This is a genomic window from Enterococcus sp. E4-150 (genome assembly GCF_035726465.1).
Classification (GTDB): Bacteria; Bacillota; Bacilli; order Lactobacillales; family Enterococcaceae; genus Enterococcus_B; species Enterococcus_B faecium.
The window spans coordinates 181,052-201,205 of the sequence record NZ_JAPRGK010000001.1; the positions used below are offsets into that span (position 1 = coordinate 181,052).

19 protein-coding genes and 1 pseudogene are annotated in these 20,154 nt (G+C 40.0%); 14 read left to right on the top strand and 6 right to left on the bottom strand.

The annotated features are described in order from the left end of the window. Positions 1 to 120: 120 nt before the first annotated feature. From OZ002_RS00890 to OZ002_RS00910, 5 genes are all read left to right on the top strand, one after another. Positions 121 to 1,473, top strand: a complete 1,353-nt coding sequence (locus OZ002_RS00890; RefSeq protein WP_002317074.1) for a UDP-N-acetylmuramoyl-tripeptide--D-alanyl-D-alanine ligase — start codon at positions 121 to 123, stop codon at positions 1,471 to 1,473. A gap of 321 nt (positions 1,474 to 1,794) precedes the next feature. After that, on the top strand, positions 1,795 to 3,306 hold the full coding sequence (gene cshA, locus OZ002_RS00895; protein WP_002294211.1) for a degradosome RNA helicase CshA: 1,512 nt from the start codon (positions 1,795 to 1,797) through the stop codon (positions 3,304 to 3,306). A gap of 129 nt (positions 3,307 to 3,435) precedes the next feature. Continuing rightward, positions 3,436 to 3,786 carry a holo-ACP synthase gene (gene acpS / locus OZ002_RS00900; RefSeq protein WP_002331996.1) on the top strand — a complete coding sequence of 117 codons (351 nt, stop codon included), beginning with the start codon at positions 3,436 to 3,438 and terminating at the stop codon, positions 3,784 to 3,786. Positions 3,787 to 3,801: 15 nt separating this feature from the next. After that, on the top strand, positions 3,802 to 4,923 hold the full coding sequence (gene alr / locus OZ002_RS00905) for an alanine racemase (protein ID WP_002296555.1): 1,122 nt from the start codon (positions 3,802 to 3,804) through the stop codon (positions 4,921 to 4,923). A 10-nt stretch (positions 4,924 to 4,933) separates the two neighbouring features. Then, entirely contained in the window at positions 4,934 to 5,296 is a 363-nt protein-coding gene (locus tag OZ002_RS00910) for a type II toxin-antitoxin system PemK/MazF family toxin (protein ID WP_002289874.1), read from the top strand. A gap of 172 nt (positions 5,297 to 5,468) precedes the next feature. On the opposite strand, the gene rpsN is transcribed toward OZ002_RS00910, so the two are convergent. Then, positions 5,469 to 5,738, bottom strand: a complete 270-nt coding sequence (gene rpsN / locus OZ002_RS00915) for a 30S ribosomal protein S14 (RefSeq protein WP_002293413.1) — start codon at positions 5,736 to 5,738, stop codon at positions 5,469 to 5,471. Positions 5,739 to 5,927: 189 nt separating this feature from the next. Here rpsN and OZ002_RS00920 point away from each other — a divergent pair, with 189 nt between their 5' ends. From OZ002_RS00920 to OZ002_RS00930, 3 genes are all read left to right on the top strand, one after another. Then, a complete protein-coding gene (locus OZ002_RS00920) occupies positions 5,928 to 6,875 on the top strand; it encodes an NADP-dependent oxidoreductase (RefSeq protein ID WP_002294206.1) in 948 nt (315 codons plus the stop codon). A gap of 305 nt (positions 6,876 to 7,180) precedes the next feature. Then, complete coding sequence (locus OZ002_RS00925; protein ID WP_156249216.1) at positions 7,181 to 9,886, top strand: YhgE/Pip domain-containing protein; 2,706 nt, start codon at positions 7,181 to 7,183, stop codon at positions 9,884 to 9,886. A 596-nt stretch (positions 9,887 to 10,482) separates the two neighbouring features. Beyond that, positions 10,483 to 12,306: an APC family permease gene (locus tag OZ002_RS00930; RefSeq protein ID WP_002294202.1), complete on the top strand. Its 1,824-nt coding sequence runs from the start codon at positions 10,483 to 10,485 to the stop codon at positions 12,304 to 12,306. A 141-nt stretch (positions 12,307 to 12,447) separates the two neighbouring features. Here OZ002_RS00930 and OZ002_RS00935 read toward each other — a convergent pair. Continuing rightward, positions 12,448 to 12,588, bottom strand: a pseudogene (locus OZ002_RS00935) (transcriptional regulator); the annotation flags it as partial. 51 nt (positions 12,589 to 12,639) lie between these two features. Here OZ002_RS00935 and OZ002_RS00940 point away from each other — a divergent pair. The 5 genes from OZ002_RS00940 to OZ002_RS00960 all read left to right on the top strand — a co-directional run bounded on the left by OZ002_RS00940 (position 12,640) and on the right by OZ002_RS00960 (position 14,598). Then, positions 12,640 to 12,768 carry a hypothetical protein gene (locus OZ002_RS00940; protein ID WP_002294200.1) on the top strand — a complete coding sequence of 43 codons (129 nt, stop codon included), beginning with the start codon at positions 12,640 to 12,642 and terminating at the stop codon, positions 12,766 to 12,768. Between the two features lie 339 nt (positions 12,769 to 13,107). Then, positions 13,108 to 13,371 carry a type II toxin-antitoxin system Phd/YefM family antitoxin gene (locus OZ002_RS00945; RefSeq protein ID WP_002294199.1) on the top strand — a complete coding sequence of 88 codons (264 nt, stop codon included), beginning with the start codon at positions 13,108 to 13,110 and terminating at the stop codon, positions 13,369 to 13,371. After that, complete coding sequence (locus tag OZ002_RS00950) at positions 13,371 to 13,637, top strand: Txe/YoeB family addiction module toxin (RefSeq protein ID WP_156249217.1); 267 nt, start codon at positions 13,371 to 13,373, stop codon at positions 13,635 to 13,637. Before OZ002_RS00945 ends, OZ002_RS00950 begins: the two co-directional genes overlap by 1 nt. A gap of 200 nt (positions 13,638 to 13,837) precedes the next feature. Then, entirely contained in the window at positions 13,838 to 14,326 is a 489-nt protein-coding gene (locus OZ002_RS00955) for a hypothetical protein (RefSeq protein ID WP_002307399.1), read from the top strand. 62 nt (positions 14,327 to 14,388) lie between these two features. Next, positions 14,389 to 14,598, top strand: a complete 210-nt coding sequence (locus tag OZ002_RS00960) for an endo-beta-N-acetylglucosaminidase (protein WP_002307400.1) — start codon at positions 14,389 to 14,391, stop codon at positions 14,596 to 14,598. Between the two features lie 311 nt (positions 14,599 to 14,909). On the opposite strand, the gene OZ002_RS00965 is transcribed toward OZ002_RS00960, so the two are convergent. Genes OZ002_RS00965 through OZ002_RS00980 form a run of 4 tightly spaced genes read right to left on the bottom strand, consistent with a single transcriptional unit; the run spans position 14,910 to position 18,312 of the window. Beyond that, positions 14,910 to 15,581: an ABC transporter permease gene (locus OZ002_RS00965; protein WP_002319469.1), complete on the bottom strand. Its 672-nt coding sequence runs from the start codon at positions 15,579 to 15,581 to the stop codon at positions 14,910 to 14,912. Further along, positions 15,578 to 16,495 (bottom strand): osmoprotectant ABC transporter substrate-binding protein, encoded by a 918-nt coding sequence (locus tag OZ002_RS00970; RefSeq protein ID WP_002294193.1) that lies wholly within the window; start codon positions 16,493 to 16,495, stop codon positions 15,578 to 15,580. Before OZ002_RS00970 ends, OZ002_RS00965 begins: the two co-directional genes overlap by 4 nt. Next, positions 16,492 to 17,133, bottom strand: a complete 642-nt coding sequence (locus OZ002_RS00975) for an ABC transporter permease (RefSeq protein ID WP_002293405.1) — start codon at positions 17,131 to 17,133, stop codon at positions 16,492 to 16,494. The genes OZ002_RS00970 and OZ002_RS00975 overlap by 4 nt, the downstream gene beginning before the upstream one ends. Before the next feature lie 3 nt (positions 17,134 to 17,136). Continuing rightward, positions 17,137 to 18,312, bottom strand: a complete 1,176-nt coding sequence (locus OZ002_RS00980; RefSeq protein WP_002294192.1) for a betaine/proline/choline family ABC transporter ATP-binding protein — start codon at positions 18,310 to 18,312, stop codon at positions 17,137 to 17,139. A gap of 192 nt (positions 18,313 to 18,504) precedes the next feature. On the opposite strand from OZ002_RS00980, the gene queA reads away from it, so the two are divergent. After that, positions 18,505 to 19,536 carry a tRNA preQ1(34) S-adenosylmethionine ribosyltransferase-isomerase QueA gene (gene queA / locus OZ002_RS00985; protein ID WP_156249218.1) on the top strand — a complete coding sequence of 344 codons (1,032 nt, stop codon included), beginning with the start codon at positions 18,505 to 18,507 and terminating at the stop codon, positions 19,534 to 19,536. Positions 19,537 to 20,154: the final 618 nt, after the last annotated feature.

Consider the following 20,154-nt stretch of genomic DNA (forward strand, 5'->3'; position numbering starts at 1 on the left):
TAGCCGCGTTCATTCTAGCTTCTAAATACGAATAGAGAAATTTACTTGGAAGTGAGAGTCATACGGACCCGCCGTTTAGACCAAACGCTTTTTTCACAACCTTTTTTAGGAGAGATCTCAATGAATCTAACAATACAAGAAATTGCACAAGCCGTGGGCAGCGAATGCTCTGCACTAACAAAGATTACCAATGTCGAATTTGACAGCCGGAAGATAACCGAAGGAAGTTTATTCGTTCCTCTTGCTGGTACGCGAGATGGACATGAATTTATCCAGCAAGCGATCACAAACGGAGCATCTGCTTCATTTTGGAGCTTGCCTGTTGAACAAGCTCCAAAAGATTTTCCAGTTATTCCTGTAGCAGATCCTTTGAAAGCCATGCAGCAATTGGCAACCTATTACTTGGAAAAAGTAGGCGCAGAAGTCGTTGCAATTACAGGAAGCAATGGTAAAACCACCACGAAAGATCTAACCGCGTCTGTCTTGTCTGAAAAATACAAAACATATAAGACGCAAGGAAATTACAACAATAATATTGGTCTTCCTTACACGATTTTGCACATGCCCCAAGATACAGAAAAGATCGTTTTGGAAATGGGCATGGATCACGCCAATGAAATCACGGAACTTTCACTTATGGCTCAACCAAAAGCTGCAGCAATCACAATGATCGGTGAAGCACACATAGAAAATCTTGGGTCGCGAGAAGGAATCGCTAAAGCCAAAATGGAAATCACTGACGGACTTGTACCAGACGGATTACTCGTTGTGCCCGCAGATGAACCGTTGCTGACACCTTTAACGGCAACATTAGTACAAACAGTCACAACATTCGGTATTGGAAATGGCGATGTTCATGCGGAAGTGACAGCAAAAGGAAAAGCACAAACCGATTTTGTAGTAGAAGGAGAAACATTTACGATCCCGCTGCCTGGAAGTTATAATGTAACGAATGCTTTGATTGCGTATACGATCGGGCGCTTCTTTGGACTGTCCATACCTGAGATACGCCAAGGGCTCGCCCATGTTTCTATCACTCAAAACAGAACCGAATGGCTAACGGCAGGAAATGGTGCAGCTATTTTGAGCGATGTCTATAATGCAAATCCAACAGCCATGGGACTGGTATTAGATACTTTTAAAAATCTACCAACAAAAGGACGCAGAATCGCTGTGTTAGCAGATATGCTGGAATTAGGGAAAGAGTCTTTAAATATGCATGCGCAAATGAGTGAACATATCGATCCTGAGAAATTCGCCATGATTTTCCTTTATGGGGAACAAATGCATGCACTAAAAGAAGAATTGAACCAAAAATACCCCCAACTACCTGTGTTCTATTTTGAAAAAGAAAAGAATAAATTGATTGATGCTGTAAAACAAAATCTTGAAGCAACAGATAGTATTATGCTAAAAGGCAGCAACAGCATGGGCTTATTTGAAGTGGTAGAACAGCTTCAGCAAATGAAATAAAAATCTGTAAACTTGCAGAAAACGAAAAACTATGTTAGAATAACCTATTGCCGAAAGATGAAGAGAAATTGGACTGGTTTTGCCATAGAAACAACTTGTTGAAGCCAGATGTCATAATAATGATAAAGCTGAACGCGACCCGTTTGGCTTTTCTAATGCCTAAACTTCGCAAAGTGATTTTTCGGTGGTGCCACAGGGGCTAAGAATGGATAAAAACGTGCGTGGCCACTGTCAAAAAGAAACAATACACTTTGACCGAACAAATCGACGGGGTAGCAAAAAAGCTACATCCTCAGTTAACAACCATATAGGAGGATTCATTTGAAATTTAAAGAACTAGAATTATCACCAGAATTGTTGAAATCAGTCGAACGCGCTGGTTTTGAAGAAGCAACACCTATCCAATCAGAAACGATTCCACTAGCATTAGCTGGAAAAGACGTTATTGGACAAGCACAGACAGGTACAGGGAAAACAGCTGCATTTGGATTACCAATGTTAGAAAAAATCGATCCAGATCGTCACGAATTACAAGGTTTAGTTATCGCACCAACACGTGAATTAGCTATCCAAACACAAGAAGAATTATATCGTTTAGGGCGCGACAAAAAAGTACGTGTACAAGCCGTTTACGGCGGAGCAGATATTGGCCGTCAGATCCGTGGCTTGAAAGATCGTCCACATATCGTTGTGGGTACACCAGGACGTATGCTTGACCACATCAACCGCCACACATTGAAACTTGGAACCGTTCAAACATTAGTTTTGGATGAAGCAGATGAAATGTTGAATATGGGCTTCTTGGAAGATATCGAAAAAATCATTTCACAAGTTCCTGATCAAAGACAAACATTACTTTTCTCAGCAACGATGCCGCCAGCTATCAAGAATATTGGCGTTAAATTCATGAAAAATCCACATCATGTGAAGATCAAAGCGAAAGAAATGACAGCTGACTTGATCGATCAATACTATGTCCGCGCAAAAGAATACGAAAAATTCGATATCATGACTCGCTTGTTTGATGTTCAAACACCTGAACTAACAATCGTCTTCGGACGTACAAAACGCCGTGTAGACGAATTGGCACGCGGATTAGAAGCACGCGGTTACCGTGCAGAAGGAATCCATGGCGATTTGTCTCAACAAAAACGAATGAGCGTATTGCGTTCATTTAAGAGCGGTCATTTAGATATCCTTGTAGCGACAGACGTTGCTGCACGTGGATTAGATATTTCAGGTGTCACTCATGTGTACAACTATGATATCCCTCAAGATCCAGAAAGCTACGTTCACCGTATCGGACGTACAGGCCGTGCCGGAAAAGGCGGTATGTCTGTGACTTTCGTTACACCAAATGAAATGGACTACTTGCATGTGATTGAAAACTTGACGAAAAAACGGATGACGACTTTACGTCCACCAACCGAAAAAGAAGCATTCAAAGGTCAATTAGGTGCTGCAGTTGAACAAATCGAAACAAAACTTGCAGAAAATGGTCTAGATAAATACCTGCAAACAGCAGATAAATTATTAGAAGAATATTCTGCACAAGATTTAGTTGCACTTTTGCTAAAAACGACAGCAAAAGATCCAGCTGATGCAGTGCCAGTGAAGATCACACCAGAACGCCCATTGCCAATGCAGAAAAAAGGATACAATAAAAATGGCAAACGTGGTGGCGGAAACAACCGTAATCGTCGTGACGGCGGTAATTATCGTGGAAACAAATCAAAAGGCGGTTATAGCAAAAATAATAACAGCCAAAAAGATGGCGGTAAACGTCACAATGATAAAAAACGCGGATTTGTAATCCGTTCAAATAACGATTAAACATAAAATGAAAGTTTCTCTTTTTTAAGAGAAACTTTCATTTTTGTTATTTGTGGACTTATTTGTGTCAAAATGGTTATAATTTGGTAGAATGAGAGTGTTCTAAATTTATTGAAAAGAGAAAAGCATATGATAAAAGGAATTGGGATCGATGCAGTCGAACTTCCTAGGATCACTCGGCTGATCGAAGAAAAACCAAAATTCATTGCACGAATCTTGACCTCTGGTGAAATGAAACTATTCCAGTCCTTGCCTTTTCATCGCCAAGTAGAATTTTTAGGCGGGCGTTACGCTTGCAAAGAGGCTTTCTCTAAAGCTTGGGGAACTGGGATCGGAAAAGTTACCTTTCAAGATGTCGAGATTTTAAAAAATGAAAATGGTCAGCCTGTTGTGACGCGTTCACCTCATGAAGGCAATGTATGGGTCAGTATTACTCATACAAATGAAACAGCTTTTGCACAAATTATTTTGGAAGACTAGAAAGAAGGAAAAACGATGGTTGTCGCTTGGCACCGCCCAACGAAAGCAGTGATACATAAAAAAGCTATAACTGAAAATGTAGCAAATGAAGTTGCAAGACTTCCGCAAGGAAAAGAATTGTTTGCAGTAGTAAAAGCGAACGGATACGGTCATGGAGCTATTGAAACAGCTGAGGCAGCAGTTGCAGGTGGAGCTTCGGGCTTTTGTGTTTCAAATTTAGATGAAGGAGTCGAGTTGAGAGAAGCTGGATTTACTCAGCCCATCCTTATCTTGAATATGGTTCCTTACGACGCACTGACTGTAGCTGTTGCTCATGATTTATCAGTAACTGCAGGTACACGGGAATGGTTGCAAGCAGCAGCTGCTGTTTTAGAGAAAAGTAAGCTAGAGACGCCTCTTTCGATTCATCTAAAAGCAGACACTGGGATGGGTCGTATCGGATTTTGTACACCTGAAGAAGTAAAAGAGGCAGCTGCATTCATCAAAGAAAGTCGTGTATTAGAATGGGAAGGTTTATTTACCCATTTTTCTACAGCAGATCAGGCAGATGATACATATTGGAATCTGCAAAAAGAACGCTTTATAGAAGTGCTGAAAAAACTTCCCGAACTTCCTCGATATGTACATGTCAGCAATAGTGCAACGGCTTTATGGCATGATGAAACAATCGGCAATATGATTCGTTATGGAGTAGCAATGTACGGACTTAATCCCTCTGGGCACGCACTACCGGAAGTTTATCCATTGCAGCCAGCACTTGAGCTGGTTTCTGAATTGATTCAAGTCAAAAAACTCCCAGCAGGTGAAGGAATCGGCTATGGAGAAACATATATCACTCCTGAAGCAGAGTGGATCGGAACGATACCGATCGGTTATGCAGATGGCTGGCCACGAAAGATGCAGGGTTTTTCTCTATTGGTAGAAGGGAACTACTGTGAAACGATTGGGCGTGTATGTATGGATCAACTGATGATCCGATTGCCTCAAGAATTTCCTGTCGGAACAAAAGTGACGCTTATCGGCAAAAATGCAGACAAAGAAATCACTATGCAGGATATAGCAGATCAATTAGGTACGATCCACTATGAAGTGGCTTGCGGATTAGGACAGCGGATACCAAGAGAATATCAAGAATAAGGAGGATCCTATGGTAAAAAGAGGAGATATTTATTTTGCTGATCTTTCTCCAGTCGTGGGATCGGAGCAAGGCGGAACACGCCCAGTTTTGGTTATTCAAAATAATCTAGGTAACCATTTTAGCCCGACGATCATTGTTGCGGCCATAACGGCAAAAATGGCTAAACCTAAGCTTCCGACTCACATTGGGATCAAAGCTACTGGAACAGGAATAGAAAGAGACTCCGTTATCCTGTTGGAGCAGATCAGAACGATCGATAAATCAAGATTGAAAGAAAAGGTCTGCCATTTGGATCGACCCATTATGGCAGAAGTTGACCGAGCATTGAAAATTAGTGTGGGTATCGAAGCACTGACTCCTGTTACTAAATAAATATAGCGAAGTAACCATGCAGCCTTTACATATAAAAAAGGACCAGCTGTGCGTAAAAAAAGATACGTCTGCTTCTAGTACCAGCATTTCTGCTAGAAGCAGACGTATCTTTTTTGATGATCCAAGGAGTGGTCCATGCGCCCTCCTCCTTTACATTACAGCCAGACTTGGATTACCAGCTGGCTTTTTTTACTCCTGGAATCAAACCTTTATGTGCTAATTCACGGAATTTTATACGGGACATCCCGAATTTACGCATGTATCCGCGAGGGCGTCCATCGATTAAATCACGATTTTTCAATCGTTCTGGACGAGCATCTAAAGGAAGTTTGCGCAAGCCTTCGTAATCTTTTTGCGCTTTTAATTCCTGGCGTAAAGCAGCATAGCGTTCAATCGTTTCTTGCTGTTTTTTTGCTTTGGCAATCTTTGATTTTTTAGCCATCAACAAATTCCTCCAATTATTTTTTATTAGCGTAAATCGTAATCTTTACGCTTTTAGATAAATAATTTAACACGTTTCGCGAAAAAAGACAATTATTTTGTTTTGAATCATGCGCCAAAACGAAAAGACATTTTTTTTGTCAAAATAAAGGCATAAACGTAAACTTAAAGAAAAAGGGAGATGGTGACCATGCGAAGATTTGCAATTAACGGTTACGGAGAAGCACAAGATGTTTTTGAAGAAATCGATGCTCATCCCAGAGAAGTCGGTTCTGGACATGTTCGTGTAGAAATAAAAGCATTCAGTGTGAATCCTTATGATGTTGCCTTGCGTTTAGGAGAAATGAAAGAGATACGAACATTGAAATTCCCTTATGTACCAGGTAATGATGGTGCTGGTATTGTGACAGAGATTGGTTCAGATGTCACAACTGTTCATGTAGGTGATCGAGTAGCTGTCCATGCAGTCGGCGGGACTTACGGAGAAGAAGTCGTGTTGCCATCAGCAAAAGTAGCAAAAATTCCAGATAAAATGAGTTGGGAAGAAGCAGCCGGAATGGTCACGCCAGGAATTACGGCTTATAATCTAATCAACCATTTGACGGAAATCCAGCCGACAGATACTGTAATGATACTAGGAGCATCAGGTGCGGTCGGGTCAAGTCTGATCCAGCTTCTCCATGAAAAGGGAATCCGAATCTTAACCAGTGCATCCAGTAAAAATGAGGAAAAGGTAAAAAAATTAGGAGCTTCAGCATTTGCTGCTTATGATAAAACAAATCCAGGTCTGCAATTTGCTGATCAGGCAGACCTTGTAATCGATGCGACGAAAGGAAGTATCAAAGGAGAAACCGGCATCCAGATCATGAAACCAGGCGGCAGGTATGTTGCATTAAATGACCTCCCAGATCTAGATTTGCGGCAAAAAAAGGAAGGCTTTTATGAATCGTTTGTTCCAAGAAAGGAATATCTAGATGCAGAAGCCTTTGCTGGCATAATCAAAGCCTACCAAAAAGGAGCCTTTCATGTTTTTATTTCAATGAATCTGTCTGCTTCACTTAAGCATGTCATCCAAGCACATCAGCTAGTTGAAGGACATCCTCCTGCTGGGAAAATCATCCTGTCATTCGAAAAATAAGAAATACAGGAATAAAAAACGAAAAAAGCTGAAACATTTTTGTGGGGGCAAAGACAAAAAATGTTTTAGCTTTTTTGCGTATACGTATAATAGATAAAAACTTTGGCATAAAATTATCTTTCCCTTTTATTTCATGATAAAGTAAAGGCTGTAATCCTTAATTATTTCTCAATATGTAAGAGATTACAATGAGACAATTGCCGTGATATGTCCAAAAATTCGACTTTTTTGAAAAAAGCCGATTGAAAAAAGTATGAAATACATGGTAAAGTAATTCAGCTGAAAAAAGAAGAAGGGGGAGAACTATGCAGTCAATCAAAAATACGCTTCGATTATATTTGCTTGACTGGAAACGGATTTTCAAAAACCCGATTGCAACACTTCTGATCATCGCGATCATGATCATCCCTTCGCTATATGCGTGGTTTAACATCAAAGCATTATGGGATCCATATGGAAATACTGGAGAGCTGCCAATTGCTGTTTACAGTGCAGACAAGCCAGCAGAGTTTCAAGGTAAAGAAGTGGCCATTGGGGAGCAAGTCATCGAATCGCTTCATAAAAATAAACAATTAGGATGGCAATTCGTTGATTCAAAAGAACAATTAGAAGACGGAGTCCGTTCCGGAAAGTATTACGCAGGTATTTACTTGCCAAAGGATTTCTCAGAAGATCTGCTGAGTTTTACTAGTGGTGATATCAAGAAACCAAAAATCGAATATACGGTAAATGAAAAAATCAATGCGATTGCACCGAAAATCACCGATAAAGGAGCAAGTTCGATCCAATCGCAAATCACAAATGAATTTATCAAAACAGCCAGTTCGACTTTATTGAAAGTATTCAATGAGATAGGTTACGACATCGATACGAACCTAGTAAGTATCAATAAAGTCAAAGATATGATTTTATCAACAGATGAAAATTTGGACACGATCGACGGCTACACAAAACAAGTCCTCGAATTACAAAGTCAACTACCTGAAATCAAGGAAAAACTGAATAAAGCAAATGAATTCGTGGATTACATCCCTAAAGTAGATGAGATGGGTGAAAAAGTCGTTGCATTGAATGACAAAATGCCTGAATTGAAAGACCAAGCAAAAATCATCCTTGATTTGCAAGAAAAAATCCCAGAGATCCAAAATGCCGGTAAACAACTAGCAGAGATCGACGGTGATTTTGCTTCGATCCAAGAGACAATGAACCAAGGAATCGATGAAGCAAAACAAGGCTTGACGATCATCCAACAAGTACAGGATATCTTGCCAGATGTGAAAAATTTAGAAAACCAGGCAAGTGATCTAGCAAACCAAACAAAATCAGGTGCCTCTCAGCTGAAAGAGGCGATACCAAGCATCACAAACAGCGTAGATGTCACATTGAAGTCAATTGGACAAGTGGCAACAACGACAGGTTCGTTAATAGATACTGTAAGAACAGCTATTGAAGATGGTAAGCTGACTGATGATGAAAAGAAAAACATCAGCAATGTATTGAACGGCTTTATTGACGGAATATCTCAACAACAAAATGCAATCGATAAACTGGTCGAGTTCCTGACTAAATTGCAAACAAGTGCTGGAAATACGAAATTGCAGCCAATTATTGATCAGCTAAATCAATTAAAACCCTTGCTAAGCAATCTGCAAAACCGCCTATCTGCTTTGAACACAGCTGTTCAAAATGAAGACACGAAGGCTATTGATGAATTGCTAGATCAAATTGATGCCGTTGTTAATAATATCAATGGCATCATTGCTGGTATCAATACAGGTCAAATCAGTTCCACTGTCACTTCTCTACTAGACCAAGTCATCGATACGATTGGGACTGCACAAGGCGCACTGAGCAAAGCGGACCAGATCGACTTTGATTCGCTTCTCAGCTCAACGAAAGCAACTGTAACGAATGCAGTGGCAATTTTAGAAAAATATCAAAAAGAAATGCCTGCAATTGGACAAGAAATCCATGATGCCAATACAATGCTGAATGGAAATATGGATACCATCGTCAATGGCATCAATGAAGGGGCAGACCTATACAACAATGAATTACCGATCCTTCAGCAAAAATTAGGATTGGCCGCTGATTTTATCCAAAATGATTGGCCAGCACTAAAAAATGAAATCACCGGTACATTGACAACAGTAAATGAAAAAATGCCAGAAGTCGTAACAGCTGTGAACGCTGCTGCGGACTTGATCAACAATGACTGGCCAAATATCAAAGCTGGTATCCAAAAAGCAGCAGACGCGATCCGAAAAGGCGAACAAGAAGTCGATCTAGGCGAAGTCATCAAATTATTGAAACTAGATGCAACAAAAGAAAGTGACTTCTTTACACAACCTGTTGAGCTACAAACCAATGCGCTTTATCCAATCGCAAATAACGGTTCAGCTAGCACCCCGTTTTATACTGCACTATGTCTGTGGGTCGGCGCTGTTCTTCTTTCAAGTGTTGCTACGACAGAATACTATTTAGGAAAGAAAGACCGAAACAATTTTACGAAACGAGAACAATTCGTTGCTCGTATGCTGACATTTTTGACAATGGCGATTGCGCAAAGCTTGATCGTTACATTAGGGAATATTTTCTTACTAGGAGTAGATGTCCAAAATCCGGTCTACAGCGTGTCATTTGCTGTCTTGATCGCCTTAGCGTTCATGATGATCGTCTATGTCTTGGCTGCATTATTCGATAATGTCGGTAAAGGGATCGCTATTATCATCTTAGTACTGTCGATCTCTGGCGGAGGCGGGAACTATCCGATCCAAGTCTCAGGGAAATTCTTCCAAATGATCAATCCGTTCTTGCCATTTACTCATGCGGTAAACTTGTTACGGGAATCTGCAGGAGGAATTTATTGGCCAAATGCTACGAAAGCAATCTGGATCATGATCGGTTTGTTTGTTGTCTTTGGAATCGTAGGAACGGCAATCTATCCGTTCATCGAAGAAAAAATGACGAAATTCAAAGAAGCGGCGCATGAGAGCCATATTTTTCATTAAAAAAAGAGGTTGTGAAATCAGCGTTTTGACCTGAGTATTAGAGAAAAAAATGGAAAAATAGTTCCTCATATTTTGCCGTTTTTTGAGCTAATGCCGAGGGTCAGCTGATTGAACACCGTGTACCAAGAGGTTGTAAAAAATCTGCTCTGCATCAAGTAATAAGAACGACCAAATAAAAATAGCTTCTTATGTTTTTAATTTGGTTGGGCTTATTACCGCAGATGCAAGCTTTTAAACACCGTTTATCAAGAGGTTGTGACAACTGCGCTATGCTTCGAGTAGTAAGAACGATGGGTAGAAAGCAACCTTACATCTCTCTTTCAAAAGTTAAGATATCAAAAAGGATAGAACTTGATTTTCTAAGTCAAGTTCTATCCTTTTATTATAGAATTCAAAGAAAAAGCACATAAAAAAATGTTAGATTTTTGCTGTATTAAAGCGTTTGAAAAAGCGCTTGATATTTTTCTGTTTTTTTCCAATTATTTTCTTAAAGTTTATTGACTTTTAAGGTCAGTGAGCGTACTATAACATCTTGTTTACTATAAATTTTCGACTATAAAACTTGAAGTAAAATTGTGTGTAAAGGAGTTTAGAAATTGGATTACTTAAAAAGGTTGTTAGTAGGTAAGCCTTTAAAATCTGCTGAAAATGATGAGCACAAATTAACCCGATTTGCTGCTTTGGCATTATTGTCGTCTGATGCGTTATCATCTATTGCATATGGTACGGAACAAATCGTTGTCGTTTTAGTCGCTTTGTCTGCTGCAGCCATCTGGTATTCGCTACCCATTGCCGCTTTTGTTATTATTTTATTGATTTCATTAACGCTATCATATCGTCAAATCATCCATGCTTATCCTCATGGCGGGGGAGCATATGTCGTCAGCAGTGAGAATCTTGGAAAGAATGCTGGCTTGATTTCCGGTGGCTCTTTATTGATCGACTACATGTTGACAGTAGCAGTATCTGTCTCAGCAGGTGCTGAAGCGATCACATCAGCGGTGCCAGCACTCTACGGTCATCAAGTCGCTATTTCTGTGACAATCGTTTTGCTACTGATGATGCTGAATCTTCGTGGTCTGAGGGAATCTGCATCGTTCCTATTATTTCCGGTGTACACATTTATCCTTGTGATCTCGTTACTGATCGTTGTTGGTTTATATAATATCGTGACAGGTGCTGTGCCATTGCAAGCTACTGCACTTCCAGGAGCGGCTGTGCCGGGTGTTTCTATCGCTTTGATTTTACGAGCATTTTCTTCTGGTTCTTCCTCTTTAACTGGGGTGGAGGCGATTAGTAATGCTGTACCATTCTTTAAGAAGCCAAGAGCAAAAAATGCCGCTGCTACATTGACGATGATGGCATTGATCTTAGGTTTCTTCTTCGTGGGGATCACATTTATCAACTATTGGTATGGGATCGTTCCTGAAAAAGAAGTCACTGTTTTGTCTCAAATTGGTAAAGCTGTCTTTGGACATGGTATTTTGTATTACGTCCTTCAATTTGCTACAGCGCTGATTTTAGCAGTTGCTGCTAACACCGGTTTTTCTGCTTTTCCAGTTCTTGCATACAATCTGGCAAAAGATAAATTCATGCCTCACATGTATCAAGATCGTGGGGATCGACTAGGCTATTCCAATGGGATTATCACACTAGCGCTAGGTTCGATCGTATTGCTGTTTATTTTCCATGGCTCAACAGAACGCTTGATTCCGTTATACTCTATCGGCGTGTTCATTCCATTTGCTTTATCTCAAACAGGGATGGTCGTCAAATGGAAAAAAGAAGGAAAAAGATGGTTAAGCAAATCGATTGCCAATATTACAGGTGCGTTCATCTCATATGCAATCATTGCGATTTTGTTTGTCTATCGGTTAGGGGACATTTGGCCTTTCTTCATCATTATGCCAATCGTTATGTTCATTTTTTATAAGATCCATGATCATTATAAAAAAGTAGCAGAACAGCTTCGTTTAGAAAATGATGCAAAACTACATGATTATGACGGGAATACCGTTCTTGTATTAGTCGGGAATGTGACACGGGTAAATATCGGTGCGTTGAATTACGCACGTTCGATCGGTGATTATGTCGTTGCGATGCATGTTTCGCTAGACGAAGATGTCGAAAAAGAAAAAGAAATCGAAGCAGAATTTAAAAAGCATTTCCCAGATGTCCGTTTTTCAATCGTCCACTCTTCTTATCGCTCGATTGAAAATCCAATTATCCGTTATGTAGATATTGTAAGTAAAAATGCAGCGAAACAAAACTATACAACTACTGTGTTGATTCCTCAATTTGTACCAAACAGACGCTGGCAGAATATTCTCCATAACCAAACAAGTTTGCGGTTAAGATTGCGATTGTCTTGGCGTGAAAATATCGTTGTCAGCACCTATAGCTACCATTTGAAGAAATAAACCAAGTTTTAAAATCAAAAACAGACCCTCTAGCTCTTAATTGAAGCTAGAGGGTCTGTTTTGTCTTATTCCCAGCTAAAGGTGCCCTCTATAAGCCATTAAAGATGGGAACAGCGTATGAAATGTTATTATTCTTCCTATTTAGCTGTAAAACATTTTGATTTTGATGTCTTGATCATAATTTCCGAATCCTTTGCCAAATAATGTACAGCCTCCTATATTTTCAGCTTCTTCCTTTACCTCGACTCTTAAGTGCCATGTGTCTTCATAAGTAGAAATCTCAGCCTCGTCAAGTGACCATTTTTTGTTACCATAACTCAGTGCCATTTTTAATTGGTGATTCACAAACCCGACGGTCTAAGCAAGTATCAAATCGATAGTGAACATGAATGGCAGGAGACGAAAGAGGCAATCATTTTTGAGGCAGTAGAAGACTTGACGGCCAAAATCAGTTTTGAATAACCGTTACAAATCTTGCGTGCGTATCCTCAGGTTATTCAAGATATCAATCAAGTCACACTGCAACGAGGAACCTTCGTGTATTGGTGTTGTTGCATAGACTCACAGGCTTTGGATTCGACCTTTGCTAAAGATGATACGTTGTTACCAATTACTTTACGTTTGGCTACCGCTAGTCGTAAAGGAGTAAGAAGTGAGCGTGGACAAAGATCCTCCCTAAAAAGGGGTCTTTTTCTCTATGTAAAAAAGAGGAAAAGTTTGCTGAATTTAAGTGCTTTATTGTATTTTTTGACGTACTTAATCAAGTACGCTATAATTATATCAGAAAAAGGAGGAGAGACAATGGCTAATACAACGATGAATCCTAGCACTGCTCGTAAAAATTTTTATCAGTTATTGAAAGAGGTAAATGAAAATCATACTGAAATCGAGATTATTAGTGATCGTAGTGGAAACAATGCTGTATTGATTGGGCTGGAAGACTGGAGAGCGATTCAAGAAACCCTCTTTCTTGAGCAAACAGGTACTTTAGATAAAGTACGAGACCGCGAAAAAGACGACAGTGGCTTTACGAATATCGATGATATTGATTGGGAAGCTCTTTGATGAATAACTATACAGTCGCAATCAAAAACTCTGCGAAAGTGGATTTAAGAAAAATCAAGCAATCGAATTTAAAGAAACAATTTGAAGAAGTGATTCAGACATTGAAGGAAGATCCATATATGCCCACGCAGTCTTTTGAAAAGCTGAGACCTACACATGAAGGCAGATACTCACGCAGGCTGAATAGACAGTATCGAGTGGTTTACAAAGTTGATGAGGAAAATAAAGTTGTGGAAATTTATTCTGCCTGGACACATTATGAGTGAAGTGAGAAGAGCCAACCTTTTTAGATAGTTAACAAAGAGTCTCCCCAAAAAGGAGACTCTTTTTTTGTTCTAAAACCAACCTTCTTGGATTTATTGCATGATTTCTTTAATTTGTTCCTATATCTCCACCTTTGAAGGGTCATTGTTTGAGTTTAGGAATGGAATGTTGACGGGTTTATGTAAAACAAGGAGGAAGAAGTGTGACAAGGAAAATCAGTAAAATTGGAGCATCGTTGTTAGTGTTGGCAGTGGCAACGACCATCGATTATCGCCAAAGTGAGGCGAAGACAATTGGAAATGTCGTTTATCGAGAAACAGCCAAAAGTATGTTGAAAAAAGCAATGGACAATCAACCGGAGTCGTCTTATTGGTTCCCAGAGGATTCGTTGGCATGGTCTTTTGGAAAAGATACAGATACGAAATACAATACCAGTGTCGTTCCTTTAGCAGAGCGGGTATCCAAAGCGACATTGCCGAACATGAATGTTACTCAAACGGAAGAAGTCAAAGTCGTGGCGCTTTCGGCCATGAATAGCAGTATCAACGGCAATGCATCACGAGGGATCGATACCTTTGACGCCAATGTCTTTTCTTATTGGCAATATATCGATCAATTGGTTTACGGGGGTGCTCTTCTGGTGAAGGATCATCGTACCGCCAAGTCTAGTTGCAACGGATGCAGTCCATAAGAATCGTGTATCGGTTTTAGGAACCGCAAACCGCCCATGGCGAGAAGCTTGAATGGCTAGATATGTTTTTAGCCAAGGATGAGGATGGCAAGTTCCCGATTGTAGAAAAGATGATCGAAGTTACCGATACGTATGGCTTTGATGACTGGTTCATCAATCAAGAAACCGATACGGCAGTCACCAGTTTTGATGATGTAGCTGAAGGCATCGAACAATCGAGGACTGATGGAAAAGGCTTAAATGAAAGCCACGCCAAAGGATGTAAGAATTGATGCCCAATTCAAAGAACAAGCAGACGAGTATTTAGAGATCATGTGGTATGAATTCCATGACGAGTGATGGGAAAATGGATTGGCAAAATGCCTTAGCGGATAAGAAAAAAACTTAGTCGGTGGATGCAGAGATGCACCCGTTGGCAGTATGAAGTTGGAGTATACGGAATGGATAAATAGCTAAGAAAAGCAACTCTTTGCCCATAAGGAGGGAAGAATCAGAGTGGATTATTGCCTTAAAAAATGACAGAACTAAAAAAGCCTTTGCGACCAACAAATGGTCGCAGAAGCTTTTGTTTTTTACAATAACATCAGCGTGATGTACGGCTGGCTGGATCTAGCCGTCTTTCCAAAATACCTAAAAGCCAGTCCGTGATAATCGCCATTAATGCAGTTGGCAATGCACCTGCTAAAATAATCGATGTGCCATCTGTTGCATTGGTTCCTCGGATAATGATATCTCCAAGACCACCAGCACCGACGAATGCACCGATCGCGGTTATCCCGATGGCAACAACTAACGCGTTTCTTATGCCTGCCATGATAACAGAAACAGAGAGTGGTAACTCTACCATGAATAGTCGTTGTCTAGCAGTCATCCCCATGCCTTTGCCGACATCAAGGATGTTTTTGTCTACTTGGATCATCCCGGTATACGTATTCTTGATGATCGGTAAGAGGGAATACAAAAATACAGTAACAATCACGACATTGACTCCCAGGCCTAATCCAATGATTAAAATGGAGATCATGGCTAGAGAAGGGATCGTCTGGATGATATTCGCCAAACGAATCACCCAGTTTGCTAATTTACGTCTCCTAGAAATCATGATCCCAACCGGAATCCCGACAACTGCTGCAAAGAGGACACCATAGATAGAAATCAGGAAGTGACGGATAAATTGTGCAAAGATATAGGAGCCATTTTCCTGGAAATAATAGAAAAATTGTTGAAAGACATTCATTTTATCCAATTGCTTCACTTCCCTTCAAAATAGTGGTTTTCTTGTAAGAAACGTTGTGCTACTACTGATGGTTCCACTAGATTATTATCTGCTTCGTAGTTCAATTCCTGCATTTTTTCCGTACTGATGGTATGACCTAACTTATTTAAGGCTTCTTTTAAATGAGGCGTATCAGCTAATATCTTGTTGTCTACAACTGGAGCAGCATCATATGGTGGGAAGAATTGACGATCATCTTCCAACATGACTAGATCATAACTGGCGATCCGTCCATCCGTAGAGTAGCCAAGAACAATATCCATTTTTCCTGCTTCGACTGCGTCATAAACAAGTCCAATCTGCATAGGTAATATCGAATTGAAGGAGAAGCCATAAGTTTCTTGGAAGCCGTCATAACCGTCTCCTTTACGATTGATCCAAGAAGTATCTACACCAGCTACTAATTCATCCGCTACATTTTTCAGATCGCTGACTTTAGATAGATGGTATTTTTGTGCGGTGTCTTTTCGAACAAGAAAGACATACGTATTTTCAAAACCATAGGACGGGAACCACGTTTGATCGTATCTTTTCTCAAATTCATCTTTCACGGTAGCAAACGCTTTTTTCGGATCTTTTTCAGGAGGAAGGTTCAATGTAGTCGTTAAATCTGTTCCTGTGTAGCGAGCCGCTGAAATTGAAGCATCTCCGTTCATCATCGCTTGATGGTTGATAGTTGTGGTAGCCAGATTGTTGATGATTGCGGTATTTTTATCTGTATAATGTTCAACCATTCCGGCAACTAGGCTTGCTAAGATCTGTGCTTCTGAAGTGATTCCACCTGTGATCGAAATGGTGTCTTCATCTGTATTGCTGGCAAGACCAGGGAAAGAACAACTCGCAAGTATAAGAAGGGAGGAAAGTATCATGGTCATTTTTAATATACGTTTCATTCTTCATTCTCCTCTCTAAGTGCGATCGGTGTCAGCCGGTGTTCCAAGAGACCTAGAAGCCAATCAGCCAATAGTGCTAAAATTGTTACAGGGATCGTACCTGCCAAAATGAGATCTGGTTGGTAATTATTCAGTCCACTAAAAATCAAATCACCTAAACCACCAGCGCCGATATAAGAGGCAAGTGTAGCCCATGCAATCACGTAAACGGCAGCTAAACGGATACCAGCCATGATCGTTGGCATAGCAATGGGCAATTCAACGGAAAAAATGGATTGGAACTCAGTCATCCCCATGCCTTTTGCCACATCCCGATAATTCCAATCGACATTTTTCATCCCAATGTACGTATTACGTAAAATCGGCAATAATGAATAAATAAAGAGTGCGATAATCGCAGGTAATTTACCTACGCCAAATAGCGGGATCATCAATGCCAATAAAGCAAGAGAAGGGATTGTCTGCAAGGCACTGGTTAAGCCAATCACAATCGTGGCAGCTTTTGGAAAACGTGTCAGTAAGACACCAAGCGGTACAGCAATGATGATACCAATGATCAAAGCAAGTCCCGAAATATAAAGATGTTCAAAACCTTTTGAGAGAATTTCTGAACCGTGCTGATGAAAAAACTGCTGCATAGGTCAGACCTCCTTAGATTCTTCAGGAGTAGCTGACTCTGCAACATCAGTAGTTGCGGGATCTTCTCCCCAAATCACATCGTAGACGATATCCACTAATGATGCACGAGTCAGGATACCTACGACTTTGTTCTGTTCATCAACGACCGGCACGTATTTCAGCCCGCGTTTTAAAATGCGTTGCAAGGTATCACGAAGATAGGCGGATTCTTTTACGTAAAAAACATGTTTATTCAAAATGTCGCCGACACTGGATACTTTTCCTCGCTTTTTATTCAACGTTTCTACATCGATAAATCCTTTTAATACATTCGAATTATCGGTAACTAACAACGTATCTACACGTTTTTCCCTCATCAGTTTGATTGCTTCTTGTAATGATTTTTCCGGTGTAATCGTGATTGCTGTATTTAGCATAACTTCTCCGACTCTTGTCGCATTTGGCTTGGCTTGTAGTAGGCGATCTTCTCCAATCAACTCTTCTACGAAATCGTTTGCAGGATGACGTAAAATATTTTCTGGTGTATCAAATTGGATCACACGGCCTTCACTCATGATGGCGATACGGCTTGCTAGCTTAATCGCTTCATCCATGTCATGGGTTACAAATACGATCGTTTTTCCCAAGCGCTCTTGTAAATCTTTGACAAGGTCTTGCAAAGAATCACGAGTGATGGGATCAAGCGCACCGAATGGCTCGTCCATCAAGATGATATCTTGATTCGCTGCAAGGGCACGAACGACTCCAATACGCTGCTGCTGCCCACCAGATAATTCATGTGGGTAGCGATCTAACATCTCACGGGGCAATTCCACAAGATCAATCATTTTTTCAGCTGTTTTATTCCGTTCTTCTTGACTGACTTTCAACAATTTTTGGACAAGAGTGATATTTTCACGGATCGTCATGTGAGGCATCAATCCAATACTTTGGATAACATAGCCGATCTGACGTCGCAATTCCACTGGATCAATTTCTTGGATGGATTTTCCATCAATCAAAATTTTCCCTTGTGTTGGATCAGTCATTCGGTTGATCATCCGCATCGTCGTCGTTTTTCCGCTTCCGCTCGTACCGATAAAACAAATGAACTCACCCTTTTCAAATGAAAGATTGACGTCCTCTACAGCGACTTTTCCACCTTTATAAATTTTTGACACATTTTGAAATTCAATCATGGTGCCACCTCTTTTTCTATTTTCAATGAAGAACTATCTATTACTAGTATGCCTAAAACAATGAAAAAATACAAATAGGGTAGTTTTTTTATTTAGGAAAACAAAAAATAGAAGTGAAAAAGTGCTGATTTTGCCAACAGAACGAAAAACATGATAGAATGATGAAGCACATGATAGAAAGTGAGTGACGATATGTTAACAACAGAAGATTTTGATTTTGACTTGCCGGAAGAATTAATCGCACAAACACCATTAAAAGACCGCGATCATTCTCGTTTACTTGTTTTGGATCGGAAAACTGGAGAGATGGAAGATAAACATTTCCATGAAATCATTGAAGAGTTACAGCCTGGTGATGCGCTAGTTATGAATAATACACGAGTTCTGCCTGCTCGTTTATATGGAGAAAAACCAGATACTGGTGCGCATTTAGAAGTCCTTCTTCTAACGAATACACAAGGAGATACGTGGGAGACATTGATCAAACCTGCGAAACGTGCCAAAGTTGGGACAAGAATCTCTTTTGGTGATGGCAGATTGCAAGCAGTAGTGAAAGAAGAATTGGAACACGGCGGACGGATCATTGACTTTGAGTATGAAGGAATTTTTCTAGAGATTCTTGAATCATTGGGAGAAATGCCATTGCCTCCATATATCAAAGAACGTCTGGAAGACCCAGATCGCTATCAAACTGTCTATGCGAAAGAAAATGGTTCTGCTGCAGCGCCAACAGCTGGATTGCATTTTACGAAAGAATTACTTGATGAGATCGAAGCAAAGGGTGTTGAATTAGTCTATCTGACACTACATGTAGGGTTAGGTACATTCCGACCTGTCAGCGTAGATAAAATTGAAGAACACCATATGCATAGTGAATTCTACCGTTTGACGGAAGAAGCAGCTGAGCGATTGAACCAAGTACGTGAAAATGGCGGGAAAATCGTGGCTGTCGGAACAACTTCAATTCGAACATTAGAAACGATTGGAACGAAATTTAATGGAGAAATCAAAGCAGACAGCGGATGGACTGATATTTTCATTACGCCTGGCTATGAATTCAAAGTGGTAGAAGCTTTCTCAACTAATTTCCATTTGCCAAAATCGACTTTAGTCATGTTAGTTAGTGCCTTTGCAGGAAGAGAATTGACTTTATCTGCTTACCAGCATGCGATTGAAGAGCGCTATCGTTTCTTTAGTTTTGGAGATGCGATGTTCGTGAAATAAGGTTATGAAAAACCGCTAGTTTTGAATAACAAAAAAGCTTTACAAAGATTTTATGACAAAGAAAAAGCCGAGCTCTCGATAAGCTCGGCTTTCTTGTACCTCGGAAGGTTTCAAATAAACAGAAATGATTGTAACTTTCCATCATACATGCAAAGCACGGTGTTGAATTTCTTCATGTTAAACAAAAATTTTGTTTTCGTTACATCTTCAACATTTGAAACATCTCTTGTTCCTATTCAATTTTCAGACGTTTACGTTATTCAATTGTTACGTATCGCATTACTTCTTGTTTCGGATACTTCGTGATCCAAACATCCATACGCATTCACTATTTATAGGTTTGTACTCTACACGCATGTCTGGGTGAAACCTGTACTTCTAACAACTTTGTTTGCTTACACTGTTCTATCGAGAAATTCTTCTGTCTATTTGATGGTATCCTCCTTCCTTACATCTATATAATAGCATCCTTTGGTAGCGTTTGCAAATATAAGCACTTTAAATTTTACGCTTTCTTAACAAATAATCGATAAGCCCTTTATTTGAAGTAAATAAAAAAAGGATGTTATAGTAAAATAAGTACCTTTTTTTGTACGAAGATTTTAAAGGAGGAATAGG